We start from the raw sequence: 13,914 nt of genomic DNA, 5'->3' as shown, positions 1-13,914 counted from the left end.
TCCAATAAAATGAAACAAACACCATTGACTGGAAAACATATGGCATTATCGGCAAAAATGGCTGAGTTCGCAGGCTACAACATGCCCATTTCATATACCGGAATCAAAGAAGAACACGATGCTGTGCGAAACCGGGCAGGTATCTTCGATGTGAGTCATATGGGCGAATTTATTGTAAAAGGTAAGCAGGCCTTTGATCTTGTACAGAAAGTAACGTCTAATGATGTTTCCAAACTAAAAATAGGTCAGGCCCAATATTCATGTTTGCCCAATCTGAACGGAGGTATCGTCGATGATTTGTTGGTATACAGATTGCCAGAAGACATGTGTGACCTCGGAGAACAAGCCTACCTGCTGGTTGTAAATGCATCCAATATCGAAAAAGACTGGAACTGGATTTCCAGTGCAAATACATTTGATACGCGATTGATCAACATCTCTGATGAAACCGGTTTGATTGCACTTCAAGGCCCAAATGCTATCGATATTTTACAAAAACTAACAAATGTTCGTTTGGGAGACATCCCTTATTATCATTTTGCAAAAGGAACAGTCGCCGGAAAAGATAATGTTCTCATTTCCGCTACAGGTTACACCGGAGCCGGAGGATTTGAACTCTACGCGGAGAATAATCACATTTCCGATCTTTGGGACGGCATCATGGAAGCAGGCAAAGATTTCGGTTTATTACCTGCCGGATTAGGTGCAAGAGACACCCTGAGGCTTGAAATGGGATTCTGTCTGTATGGAAATGATATCGACGATTATACTTCTCCTCTGGAAGCCGGATTGGGATGGATTACCAAACTCAACAAAGGAGATTTCAATGGCTCAGATTGGTTAAAAGCCCAAAAACAAAATGGTCTGAAAAAGAAACTTGTTGGTTTTATTGTCGAAGATCGCAGAATTCCCAGACATGGATACCCGGTATTAAATGAGCAAGGCCAGGAAATCGGTGTTGTGACGTCAGGAACTTCATCACCTTCTTTAAATGTACCCATAGGATTAGCTTATGTGCCGCTGGAATATAGTACGGAAGGGTGTACAATACTCATTGCTGTGGGTCAAAAAACTCTTCCTGCTAAAGTTACAACGCTTCCTTTTTACAAACCAGTTTAAATTTAATATCGCTTTCTTTAAACTTTTTTTGCTTTCATTGCTTAGTAGGGTAAAGGATCCCCGTTGGAATACGCATCATGCAAACAAAAGTTTCTCGAGACCTGGGGCCGGTTGGGTCCGCAATGGGGTATTAACAAAACCATGGCCCAGATTCATGCCCTCCTATTAATTGCAGTTGAACCCATGAGTGTTGAACAGGTGCATACGGAACTGCAGATTTCAAAAGGAAATGCTCATATGAATCTCAAAACTCTTTTGGATTGGGGTTTGATCTATAAAGATTGCAAAGAAGGTTGTCGATGCGAACATTATATAGCTGAAAAAAATTTACACCAGATTTTCAAACAAATCCTGATCAACCGCAAAAAAAGAGAATTGGACCCGATTCTCGATGAACTGGATGAAATTGTTTCCTGCACTGAAAAATGTGAGAAAAGCAAGGAATTCAGAAAAATGCTTTTGGAACTCAAAGACTTTACACACAAGGCAGACCACGCCCTGGAATTGCTGACCAGAACCGACTCTCATTGGTTTTATAATACTCTGATGAAAATGCTCTGATTTCCCTTGAATTGCCGAACTTTGCCGCAATAAAGTGGACTTACGTGAATATTAAGCCTTTTCATTATCTGCACCCGGACTTCCCTTCTATTTCAGATGTAGAAAATTTCATAGACCAGACGCGTAGCTTGTATCCCGATATGTACAAAGAAGGAATTTACATGGAAGGAAAAGAAAAATCTATTTTTGTATACCGAATCAAGACGCGCTCCAATTTATATCATGGCATTATAGCGGCTGTAGATATTCACGATTACCTGAAAGGGCTAATAAAAAAACATGAGAATACACTAACTCAACAGGAAGAAAATATCAGTAAATTGATGCTTGAAAGGCAAGCCATTATTAAACCAGTCCTTATTGCATATAACGAAAATAAAAAAATCAAAGACCTGATTGCAAAATGTTTCCTTGGTGTCAAGCCAAAATTCAAAGTAAAATTTGAAAAGGATGAGCAAATTCATGAATTCTTTGAAGTCGATGATAAAAATAAGATCAGCCAGTTTCAAAAAGAATTTAAGTCAAAAATAAAAAAAGCTTATATCGCTGATGGACATCACCGGATGGCATCGATTGGAAAATTTCTACTTCAGAATCCGGAATTAGGTAAACACAGCCTCAGTCATATCATGTGTGCACTTTTCGATTTTACCGAATTGAGCATTTATCCCTACAACAGAATTATCAAAGCTCTTGATCTCTTTGATATTCACGATATCATTAAATTTCTCAGCAAATATGCCTTGATCACTCCTCTCAAGAAACCAGGTAAAAGCAAGCAAAAACATGAGATCATTTGCATGACCACCGAATTATGCTACTCCATCCGATGGAATAAAGATGTGATCCAGTATTTTAAACAAAAAAATGGGATCGCATTTGACATCGACATTTTTAATGAATTATTCCTCCATGATTTTCTGAATATTGAAAACGTCCGGTCGAGCGACAGAATTTCCTATGCGGAAGGAACCAAATCGGTGAAAGTCATTCGCAAATCCCTGATAACAAAACCAGAAGCCGTGGGTTTTGTCTTTTATCCGGTGCTCAAAAGAGATTTTGTGAAAGTCGCCGATGAACACATGGTATTGCCTCCAAAAAGTACCTGGTTTGAACCCAGAATAAGAAACGGGATCATTGTGCAGGATCTGGATCTGGAATTGAAAAAATGACTTAATTAATCGATTTTTTTTTTCATATTGAATTGTTTCCAGTCTATGCAAATCCGAAAACTTACTGCAGATTTTATTCACGATGGAAAAAATGGATTCTTTAAAAATCACATCCTCATTCTCCATGGGAAAGGTACTGTTTTGGAATTCCGTGCTGCATCTGAAAATGAATTAAAAGATTGTAACTACTACCCCGGAATCCTTACACCAGGTTTTGTCAATGCTCATTGTCATCTCGAACTTTCACATCTGAAAGGGAAATTTCAAACAGGTACCAAGCTGATACCATTCTTAAAAAGCGTTGTGACCCATAGAGGCGAAGATCTTGAGGAAATACAAAGTGCCATCAAAGCTGCAGATGAAGAAATGCAACGAGAGGGAATTGTCGCTGTAGGTGATATATCAAACAAAACGGATACCATTGAAATCAAAAAAAGTAGCCCGATAAAATATTATTCATTTATTGAAGCTTTTGATTTCTTGCAGGAAAAACTTACAGATTCATTGTTTGAAAATTACCGCGAAGTTTATACTGCTTTTGAAGATCTCCCGAAGTCCATGGTTCCTCATGCAGCTTACAGTGTTTCTTCTGCAATGTTTAATAAAATCAACCGGCTGAATAATCATTCGAACCACATACTGAGTATTCACAATCAGGAATCTCCCGACGACGATTTGTTATTTCAATCCAAGAGTGGTGGGTATCCCGAATTTTGGTCCGGATTCGGATTTTCAATGGAACATTTTGAACCCAATGGAGTGGATTCCTTGAAATATATCATGGATCAGTTATCTGCAGAAAATAAATTACTACTCATACACAACACCCAATCCCGAATTCACCATATTCAACGTCTTCAGGAATGGAATTCCAATATTTATTTTGTGACCTGCCCTAACGCTAATTTATTTATAGAAAATACATTACCCGAGTACAGGCATTTTGTAAATGCGAATTCAAATATGGCCATTGGAACCGATAGCTTGAGTTCGAATTGGAAACTGTCTGTGTTATCTGAAATGCAGACCATATTAAAATACAATGCTTGGCTTGATCTGGAAACAGTACTAAAGTGGGCAACGATGAATGGGGCAACCGCACTTGGAATGCAGAATGATTTGGGCAGCTTTACTCCAAATAAAAATCCCGGAGTCAATTGGATCAATGAAGTCTATTCGGACCAGGACCAATTGAAAATTAAAGACTCGGCCAGGGTCCAAAAAATCTGATGATTACTTCTTGTTGAATATCAATCGGTATTTATCGTGTACGAGCACAAACCCTTTATCGGTCTTATCCTGAATTAAATAGGTTTGTACATGCAATCCGTTGTCATCTTTAAAACTGATCGAATCGTTTTTGACTTCCCAGCTGGATCCGATGAATTTGATTTTATTCGCAATTTCAGAACTGGTTTCAAGCTTGCCATTCGGCAATAATTCAATGTCGAGCTTTATTTTCTGGAGCAGGCTTTCTGTAAAATCCATGGCACCGGTTGCCACATCTCCCGCAGCCTCACCCAATAAAATACCAAGTTCACCTAAATCCTTGCCGAAACTGGCCATAGACTTGGCAAACGATTTTGCAAAATACTCCATCTTGCCTTCAAAACTGGATGTGTCAATAAAGGCAGTGTCCATTTTTGCATCGAGTTCTTCTTTAGCTTTGGCCAGATCGTCTTTGGCTTTGGTCATGGCTTCTTTAATGCTGTCGTGGACAGCTTTTTTATCAAAATTTTTTTGGTCGAGTTCCAAATGTACCGAATACTTTCCTACCATTTCTATGGGTTTGACCTCCGGCTTTTTACAAGCCATCGTTGTGAAGAATAAAATTGCAATACCTGTTCTTATCATTCAGTGTGAATTAAATCCAGGACAAAGTTAACAAACGTTTCTGTGGCAAAAAGAGTTCCTGGACTTCGTCGCTCAGGGCTTTCGCCAAAATATAAGGAATAAAGCTAAAAAATTAAATTTTGAAAAGTTTGAATCATTTAACATGAATTTACAGTTTGAGTTCAATTATCCGAATTATTTTTGATTAAATTTCTCTGTATGCAACGTAGTGATTTTTTAAAGATTTTTAAGCCAAACCGGACTTTTACAGCTTACCCTCCATCAGCTGCTTTAGATCCTTATTCCGGTCCCTGGACCTCCAGAGAGGCGACCCACCTGCTCAGAAGGCTTTGTTTTGGGGTCAAACTACCGGATATCCAACTTTCGGTCAATAAAGGGCTTAGCAAATCGCTGGACGACCTTCTTACGGTTGACGCCATTCCTTCTCCACCTCTGAATGTATATGCTGTTAGTGCAAACGATGATCCGGATGTGCCTTTTGGAAAAACATTTATAAATGCTCCAATCAATGCCAATTTACCCCCTCAATACTACCAGGCCAGAATCGACACCCTGAAAGCCTGGTGGGTGGGTAATCTCATCCGCCAAAATACCAACATTACCGAAAAAATGACTTTGTTCTGGCACAACCATTTTGCCATTGAATTTCAGACAGTCCAGTTTGCTCAAGCCAATTATCAATATTATAAATTGTTGCGCGAAAACTGCCTTGGTAATTTCAAAGATCTGGCTAAAGTGATTACACTCAATCCTGCAATGCTCTTTTATTTAAACGGGTACCTCAATTCTAAAAACGCACCTGACGAGAATTATGCCCGCGAATTACAGGAACTTTTTACTGTGGGCAAAGGACCCGATTCAAAATACACGGAAGACGATGTGAAAGCAGCGGCCAGAATCCTTACAGGATACCGGATCAATCCCTTGGTCATGCCCATGACCTATTACTTCGATTTCACTCAGCACGATACCTTCAATAAACAATTTTCTGCTTTTTATAACAACAGGGTAATCACTGGCAAATTCCTGACGCAGGGCGAACAGGAACTCAACGAGCTCATCGATATGTTGTTTGCAAACCGGGAAACCGCCAGACATATTTGCAGGAAAATCTACCGCTTTTTTGTGTACTACGAAATCGATGATTTTGTGGAAACCAATGTCATCCAACCTTTGGCAGATGTCCTCATCCTGAATAATTTCAATATCAAACCGACTTTACAAAAACTTTTTTCTTCACAACATTTTTTCGATGTCGCCAATTTAAATTGCGTCATCAAGAATCCTCTCGATTACGCGGTAGGGATCTGCCGCGAGTTTTCGGTAAAATTTCCGGAGCATATTGATGATGACTCACTGAAGCAACAATATGTTTCATGGGGTGCGGTATTTGCACTGTCCTCCTATCAAGGTTTAAATATTGGAGAGCCACCATTGGTAGCGGGTTGGCAGGCCTGGTACCAGCAACCCCAATACCACGAGATCTGGATCAATGCAGATTCCATGGCAAACAAAAACAGAATCGCTGAAAACATAACCAGCCCAAATGGAATTGAATTTTTGGGTATCAACTTAAAAATTGATCCCACCGTATTAACTGCGCAATTGCCAAATCCATTTTCTGCAGATCAACTCGTACGCGATGCCGTTACAGTTTTATACAATTATCCGATCTCCGATGCATCTTACAATTACTTTAAAAATAATCTGGTAAGTGGTTTTCCTAATGAAACCTATTGGACAGATGCATGGGACCGGTTTATTACAAATCCAACGGATCCGGTGGCCCGCAATGCAGTTGAAACGAGATTGAGCGCATTGTACAGGGAAATTTTATCGCAGGCAGAATATCATCTCTCGTAATTATGGTACTTGTTTTTTCAAATTAAATTGTTTATCTACAAATTCTGAAAATGAAACGTCGCAAGTTTATACAATCCGCAGCAACAGGAGTCGTCATACCAACCGTGATCAATGGAATTCCGGTCAATGCCTATACCAACTCACAATGGATGAGCGAACTGTTGAATCCGCAAGTGGATACAGATCATGTGTTGGTATTAATCTACTTAGGTGGCGGAAACGATGGATTAAATACCACCATTCCGCTGGATCAATACGATAATTACGTTAAAGCCAGACCAACCATTTATCTCAATTCGCAAAATGTTTTAAAGCTTAATGGTAATCCAAATCTTGGATTGCATCCATCTATGACTGGATTTCAGACCTTGTTTAACGAAGGAAAAATGTCGATTGTGCAATCGGTTGGATATCCAAATCCGGATTTTTCTCACTTCAGATCAACGGATATCTGGGCGACTGGATCCAATACAGATGAATACTTAGATACAGGCTGGTTAGGACGTTACCTGAATACGGAGTTCCCGGGATTCCCATTGGGTTATCCCAATGCCCAAAATCCGGATCCTTTAGCTGTTCAGGTAGGAGGAAATTTACCTCTTATGTTTCAGGGCCCCAATGCCCAAATGGCGATGAACGTTTCCAATCCCGATATTTTTGGATTGTGGCCAACGGGTATCAATGATCCTGCCCCAAATAATAACTATGGCAAGGAATTGAGTTTCATAAGGACGATCAGCAGGCAATCGGAAAAATATGCAGAGAATTTGCTGTCAGCATATTTCAAAGGCAATAATCTGGCGACTTATCCATCCGGAAACTACCTCGCAGATGCATTAAAAGTAATTGCCAGAGTGATTAAAGGGGGCATGAAAACAAGATTATTCCTTGTCAGTCTCAATGGTTTTGATACTCATTCCGAACAAGTGGATGCCGCCAACAGAAACAATGGTGTCCATGCAAACCTTTTAAAACTCCTCAGCGATGCTTCACTGGCATTTCAACGCGATCTGGAAGCCATGAAACTGGACGAACGGGTGTTAGGAATGACCTTTAGTGAGTTTGGTCGGAGGATCAAAGACAACCAAAGTGGCACCAATGGTTCCGGAGGTACCGACCATGGTGCGGCTGCGCCATTATTTATTTTTGGAAAAAATGTAATTCCCGGAGTATTTGGAAACAATCCTTTCATCCCAGCAAAGGTCAATGAAAACGACAACGTCCCCATGCAATACGATTTCAGATCCGTTTATTCCTCTGTTTTACAGGATTGGTTCTGTGTAAAGGATCCGGCTCTTTCTGAAATTATGATTCGCAATTATCAGGCTTTGCCGGTGATCAAAAAATCAAATTGCATTACTTCGGTCGATGATTTTAACGCAGAACAGGAATTCCTCGAACTCACCCTAACCGGAAATCCTCTGAGCTCGCGTTCTTCAATTCAAGTCAGTTGCTCCGATGGTCCAACCCTGATTCAATTGATCGAACCCATGGGAACCGTAATCAAAACCATTTTCAAAGGAAAATTGAATGCCGGCATCCATTCATTCGATATCGAAAATGAAAATTACCGTCCAGGAAATTATTATGTAAGAGTCCAGCAAAGATCCGCACAGAAAACAAAACCACTGATGGTGGTGCTGCCTTGAGTTTTAGTTGTTAGTTGTTGGGTGTTAGATGTTAGATGTTAGATGTTAGTTTTTGGTTTTTGGTTGTTGGTTGTTGGTTGTAAATTATTTGTAATTCGTAATCAAACTTTCGTTCGTTCATATAAATTAGATTCCTACATTGAACTATTTCAAAATAATTTTATTGATTAAAACAAATGTTTGGAATCAGCTGTTTCCTTAGAAAGGTCGAAAGGTCGAAAGGTCGAAAGGTCGAAAGGTCGAAAGGTCGAAAGGTCTAAAGGTCGAAAGGTCGAAAGGTCGAAAGGTCTAACATCCCCTTCATTCCACATTCATCACAAAATCCTTCGGACAAGTCACCGCATATTTCAATCGGAATTTTTTGTCTTCCTTGGAAGATAATTTCAGATTCCAACGCAGTTTACCCGTCTCTGCATCTAAACTGGCACCGGAAATTTCCTCGGCACTCACTTCAATTTCCTTTTGTGTAGAAACCGGGATCTGATCTTCTATTATAATTTCAATCCCTGTGGACTTATTATTTTTAATCCCGATCTCATAGGCTTTGGTGATTTCTTTTTTATCGGATAAAAACTTGTTCTTCGAAAAATCCTTGATTTTGGTACGCGTGATCACCACATTTTTATCTCTGCCTAAGGATAACCTCAACATGTCCTGAATGCTCCGCGTGTCTATAAACATATTACCCTGGTATGTCCCTTCCAGAAATAATTGAGCCTCACCGCTCATCAGATCGAGATCTTCCCATTCGGAAATTTCAGCAGTGAGGAATGCATCGGGATCGAGTTTAGGCACTGCAAAATAAATGTACTTCGCTGCTACACTGGCCTTCCGCACGGAAACATGAAAGGGTTTGTTATTGGATAAAACGGTATAAGGTAAATCGATTTGATAAGAACGCGTGGTAAGTTGTTCTTCGACCTGTGTATATTGTTCTACACCACCAGCAGCTTGCATCATGTCTGCAGCCTGATTTTGAACAACTTCGGGTGCCGATCTTTTATGCTGATAAACAACCGGAGGCTGATTTCTCAGATACCAGGGATGCAATACCGGACGGTCTCCTCTTTCCAGCGGATTAGCGGTTGATAATTGCAATTTGACATTCTTCCAGTCTTCACCGCTGTTTTGATAAACATTTGCTTTATAGCTAATATCCAATGGCGATTGAATATCTTTTACCTGGATATCGTAGCGCATTTCCCAACGTGCATCGTACACATAATAACTCAGTTGAAACGCTTGAGTTCCGGCCGTTTTGGTTAAAAGATTCAACACGATCTCGCTGCTGGGTTGTTGCGTTGATTGCAATTCAGCGATTTGCTTCTCTATTTTTTCAATTTCAGAAATTACTGCTTTTTCTTTCTTTTCAGCTTCCGAGATTTTCGGCAGCAATTCTGTCAATTTCAATTTGTGGAATTCCATCAAAGTCTTCAGGTCTTCTAATTTGGTATTGGAATTAGGAACTCCAACAACCTGCGCCTGATTTTTCAACAAAAGGTTTTTCTCAAATTGAAGGATGTAACTGTTTTGCTGGAGTTTACTGAGATCGTCTTTCAACTGCTCCTTCTTTTTGATCAATTCTTCTGCTGCGCTTTTGCGCTCGTTAATATAGTTGAGTTCATGCCTGACACCCAACAAAACAACATCACCTGCTGCCCTCAGCTGTATGCTGTTGGGATCCAGTTGTGTGGCCAGGCCCTTGATGCGCAACTCCTGTTCGCCTGCTGCCAGCTTCAATTCAAGGGATCGGTAGATCTGTGCTCCCTGAAGAAAAACGGTGACTTCTTTTATTTGGTTGGATACGACCTGGGCATCCAGGCTGGCTACATTCAATACCATCATTGGGATCAGTATTTTATTCATGATTTGGTTTTGATATACAAACGCCAATACTCTTATAAAATTCTGAAAAATTAAAGATTTAATAAAAAATAACAAAACATTGAGCCGGAATAAAAAGGCGTGGTATGAGATCAGATTAAAATAAACGGTTTGGAAAATTGGTTGTCCTTTTGGCAAGACCTTAATACCGATATGTATTTATAAATTTATATGCGTAAATTACAAAATCTAATTCTCTTTACTAATCAGCTGAGCCTAGTTGATGATGATTTTCTCAATTTGTTGAATTTTCCCTTGGGTTACAAATTGTAAAAAATATATTCCTGGTTCAACTCCGGAAATATCAATAGAATTATATCTTTTAACCGTGATTAAAATTTTCCTGCCATGAATATCCATTAAATTAATAGTTTTAAAATCTCCCCCAAAATTTGAAAAATAAATTTCGTTAGAAGCTGGATTTGGGTAAACTTTAACATGCTTGTATTGAAAAGATTGGTTTGTGGAAGTAATTAAACTATCACACATACTACCTTCTTCTCGTCCCAACCTAAAATAAGGGAAATACGGGATATTAAATGAGTTGGGGAAGGTAAGATCAATTGAATGTTGTTTTACATTACAGGCTAATCCCTTTAAATCAGGTTGATCAATAACATGTATTTTAAATAAGGTCGAGCGGCCTACTATATAAATTTTACCATCCGGAGCTAAATGCGCATACGAAAACACGGTAGGGGCATATTTATCCATATAACCATCATAGACAGCAACCACCTGATCTGATGCCGGTATATTTTCCGCCCAAAGATCATATTGATGAACTTTCTCCCGGGATATGATATACATAAATTGGGAATTTTCAGGTATGGCAACTCCAACCGTAGGTTGATGTGGGGGATCCAGTTTAGTAGGATCATAGTAATACCAAACCCTATGATTGCTAAAACGACCGGTGCAGCGATCGAAATCAAGCAGATGCACTTCACTCTTTTCTTTACTAAAAGTATGTAACGCGAAAAAATTTCCATCAGGACTGAAAACGGCCTGACAATTTGGATAACCAAATGGGATGCTAATGGAATCTACGTGATGAAATATAGGACCCTCTGGTCCTAATAAAAAAACGTTCAAAGAATCATTGCATGGATTTATGGCAAACCACCAATCCCTTCCATTCGCATGCCTGCATGCGGCCAATCCACTATCTTTAAATGGACCCCACGCAATAATTCGATTTTTAAAAATTACTCTGCCCAGTCCACCGTTTGCATTTCTATCAATACGTGTTTGGTACAAAAATGCACCAGGACAATTTTCATAAATCCCACGTGGTAGTTCAATCCCTATATGAATAATATCAATTTCTTTTGTATCCTTTCCAGGCCTAAAAACTGAAAACATTCCATTAGTTATTGGATAGCCACCAGGGCTGTTTATATCATGGACTTCGCCAGGGTTTATGGAGTCCCCATTTTCCATTATTTCAAGATTTCTATTAAAAATGCTCATCCCATTTGAATACAATATTAAACCTGCATTTCCAGAGATACAGGAATATGACCATGTGGATTCTTCAAATACCGGGCTGAATTGTCTTAACAATTGCTTACTTTCAAAATAGAAAAATTCAGTACCATATAATTCGTTACCATTCTGGCTGATATTCTTATCGCCAATTTTCCAAATTGCATCTGGTTGTAAATTATTTTGAGAATATATACGGCATTCGCCTTTGAGAATTAAACAAATGATCAATACTATATACTTCACCGCCTCTTAAAATTTGAATCTGTTAACTATTGCAGTAAGCCCAACATTTCTGTTTGACTGTTTAAATTTTATTCCATTCTAAAAAGATAAATATTATAATTTTCAATCTTCCCATTTACAACAACGCCGCCCCCACCACACCGGCACTATCTCCAAGTTTAGGTTTGACAAACATGGTTTTTAATTCGTAATTAAAAACATAGGGTTTGATTTCTTCTCTGCCCCGGTCGTAGAGCACATCGAGATTGCCGAGTCCGCCACCCAGTACAACGATGTCGGGATCGATGATGTTGATCACAGTTGCCATGGCTTTGCCAAAAAAATGCATCAGTCTTTCAATAGTCTCTGCAGCAAAATTTTCTCCTTGCTGGTAGCGATGATAAATTTCGGCCATCGGCAAATGCTCGCCACTTACTTTTTGATAATACTTTTCACAGGCCGGACCAGAAATAAATGTTTCCACGCATCCTTTCTTTCCGCAATAACAAGAGTCGCCGGATGGATCGAGAATGTTGTGGCCCCATTCTCCGCCAATGCCATGTTTTCCATGAATGACTTTTCCTCGAACTACAATTCCGGAACCAACTCCCGTGCCCATGATCACTCCAAAAACAACTTCGGGATTGGATAAAAATTCAGGTACGGCACCATGCAGGGCTTCCGCCATGGCAAAACAATTGGCGTCGTTGGCCATGCGAACTTCATAGCCCAATATTTTTTCGAGATCTTTTTGCATGGGTCTTCCGATAAGTCCCAGGGTGTTGCTGTTCTTGATCAGCTGCGTTTCTTTATCGATAATGCCCGGAGTGCCGATCCCAATATGATCCGGATGCAATTCGTATTTACTGGTAAGTGAATTCAGCAATTTTTGAATTTGAGAAAGAATATGGTCGTATCCTTTATCGGCTTCCGTAGGAAGTCGAAGTCTTTCGACGATGCGCAGTGAAGCTTCCACATCAATCAGTGCGGCTTCAATTTTAGTGCCGCCCAGATCTATACCGATCAAATAATGACTCATTTCTGTTTATGTTATAATTTGCAAAGCAGCTGGTAACAATTGTACTTCCAGCTGTTGACAGGATCCCTGATAATCTCCATCGATATGATAAGGCTGTTCTTCTTTCAATTGAACTGCAACAGACTCCGCTCTGCGATACTGACTGAAACCGGATCTTAAAATGTTTTTACTGAACACCATAAAGATCATGTAGGGCGATTGCCACATTTTAGGTTTTTTTAAAACCAATACATCCATGATGCCATCATTGACAGATGCCAGCGGACTCACCACCGCGTTGTTTCCCAATTGTGAAGAGTTGGCGATTTCAACGGCCCAAACATCTTTGAAGAGTTCTCCGTTGATCTCCACTTCAAAAGTCCGGCTTTGTTTATGCAGCGTAAAGGCAAGTTTGAAATAATTCCAAAATCCGCGATTGCCATCCCTGCCGAAATATTGAGTGACCATCGCACTGAAACCTATACCACATGTATTGCAACAATATTTCTCGTTAACTTTAAAAACATCCATAGGATTGATACTTCCCCTTCTCAGTCTTTGTATGGCACCGATAGGCTTCATGGGTATTCTTAAATGTCTGGCCAGGCCATTTCCCGAACCCGTAGGCACAATTCCAAGTCCAACCTGCATTTTCATCAGCACCGGGATGAGTTCACTCACCGTTCCATCTCCACCTACAGCAACGACACAGAGATCGGGCCGGGCTGAGTATTGCGCTAGGATACTGTGACTGTGTCCTGCGTATCTGGTATAGAGAATTTCGTAAGTTTCGGGAGCCAAAACCTTAGAGATCAGCTTTTCCCAATCCAACATCCGGCGACTCCCCGAATTGGGGTTGATGATAAAAATAAAGTGGCGGGATCCGTTTTCCATGGAAGTTCCAAAAATAAAGGAAAATGCTCAAGTTTCGTTTTTCTTCCCGGAATTCTGAATTAACTCATTGAAATTAAATTAGTTATTTAAACAGATTCGAAGCGTGTTCAGCGATAAAATCGAAAAGTTCGTCGATTATTGTGTATAATTTAGAACTATGTATTGCATAGTACTTGTTTATGCTTTA

Annotated in this window: 11 protein-coding genes; 6 read left to right on the top strand and 5 right to left on the bottom strand. The window is 39.8% G+C overall.

Features of this window, described 5'->3' with window-relative positions:
- The first annotated feature begins 9 nt into the window (after positions 1–9).
- The 4 genes from gcvT to IPM34_04260 all read left to right on the top strand — a co-directional run bounded on the left by gcvT (position 10) and on the right by IPM34_04260 (position 4,082).
- The gene (gene gcvT, locus IPM34_04275; GenBank protein MBK8954758.1) at positions 10–1,119 is read left to right on the top strand and encodes a glycine cleavage system aminomethyltransferase GcvT; all 1,110 of its coding nucleotides are present in this window, start codon (positions 10–12) and stop codon (positions 1,117–1,119) included.
- Between the two features lie 63 nt (positions 1,120–1,182).
- Entirely contained in the window at positions 1,183–1,680 is a 498-nt protein-coding gene (locus tag IPM34_04270) for a transcriptional regulator (protein ID MBK8954757.1), read from the top strand.
- Positions 1,681–1,724: 44 nt separating this feature from the next.
- Positions 1,725–2,852 carry a DUF1015 domain-containing protein gene (locus tag IPM34_04265; protein ID MBK8954756.1) on the top strand — a complete coding sequence of 376 codons (1,128 nt, stop codon included), beginning with the start codon at positions 1,725–1,727 and terminating at the stop codon, positions 2,850–2,852.
- 45 nt (positions 2,853–2,897) lie between these two features.
- Positions 2,898–4,082 carry an amidohydrolase family protein gene (locus IPM34_04260; GenBank protein MBK8954755.1) on the top strand — a complete coding sequence of 395 codons (1,185 nt, stop codon included), beginning with the start codon at positions 2,898–2,900 and terminating at the stop codon, positions 4,080–4,082.
- Positions 4,083–4,085: 3 nt separating this feature from the next.
- Here IPM34_04260 and IPM34_04255 read toward each other — a convergent pair whose 3' ends face one another.
- Complete coding sequence (locus IPM34_04255; protein ID MBK8954754.1) at positions 4,086–4,706, bottom strand: hypothetical protein; 621 nt, start codon at positions 4,704–4,706, stop codon at positions 4,086–4,088.
- 198 nt (positions 4,707–4,904) lie between these two features.
- Here IPM34_04255 and IPM34_04250 point away from each other — a divergent pair, with 198 nt between their 5' ends.
- Positions 4,905–6,569: a DUF1800 domain-containing protein gene (locus tag IPM34_04250; GenBank protein MBK8954753.1), complete on the top strand. Its 1,665-nt coding sequence runs from the start codon at positions 4,905–4,907 to the stop codon at positions 6,567–6,569.
- Between the two features lie 50 nt (positions 6,570–6,619).
- A complete protein-coding gene (locus IPM34_04245; GenBank protein MBK8954752.1) occupies positions 6,620–8,218 on the top strand; it encodes a DUF1501 domain-containing protein in 1,599 nt (532 codons plus the stop codon).
- 300 nt (positions 8,219–8,518) lie between these two features.
- Here the strand turns inward: IPM34_04245 and IPM34_04240 are convergent, their stop codons facing one another.
- The 4 genes from IPM34_04240 to IPM34_04225 form a co-directional block, all read right to left on the bottom strand.
- The gene (locus IPM34_04240) at positions 8,519–10,084 is read right to left on the bottom strand and encodes a mucoidy inhibitor MuiA family protein (GenBank protein ID MBK8954751.1); all 1,566 of its coding nucleotides are present in this window, start codon (positions 10,082–10,084) and stop codon (positions 8,519–8,521) included.
- Positions 10,085–10,318: 234 nt separating this feature from the next.
- A complete protein-coding gene (locus IPM34_04235; protein ID MBK8954750.1) occupies positions 10,319–11,836 on the bottom strand; it encodes a T9SS type A sorting domain-containing protein in 1,518 nt (505 codons plus the stop codon).
- Positions 11,837–11,951: 115 nt separating this feature from the next.
- Positions 11,952–12,854: an ROK family protein gene (locus IPM34_04230; GenBank protein MBK8954749.1), complete on the bottom strand. Its 903-nt coding sequence runs from the start codon at positions 12,852–12,854 to the stop codon at positions 11,952–11,954.
- 6 nt (positions 12,855–12,860) lie between these two features.
- The gene (locus IPM34_04225) at positions 12,861–13,727 is read right to left on the bottom strand and encodes a hypothetical protein (protein MBK8954748.1); all 867 of its coding nucleotides are present in this window, start codon (positions 13,725–13,727) and stop codon (positions 12,861–12,863) included.
- Between the last annotated feature and the right edge of the window lie 187 nt (positions 13,728–13,914).

It is taken from the genome of Saprospiraceae bacterium (assembly GCA_016716185.1).
GTDB lineage: Bacteria > Bacteroidota > Bacteroidia > Chitinophagales > Saprospiraceae > Vicinibacter.
The sequence above is the reverse complement of the archived record's forward strand: the minus strand, read 5'-3'. Positions and strand labels throughout refer to the sequence as shown.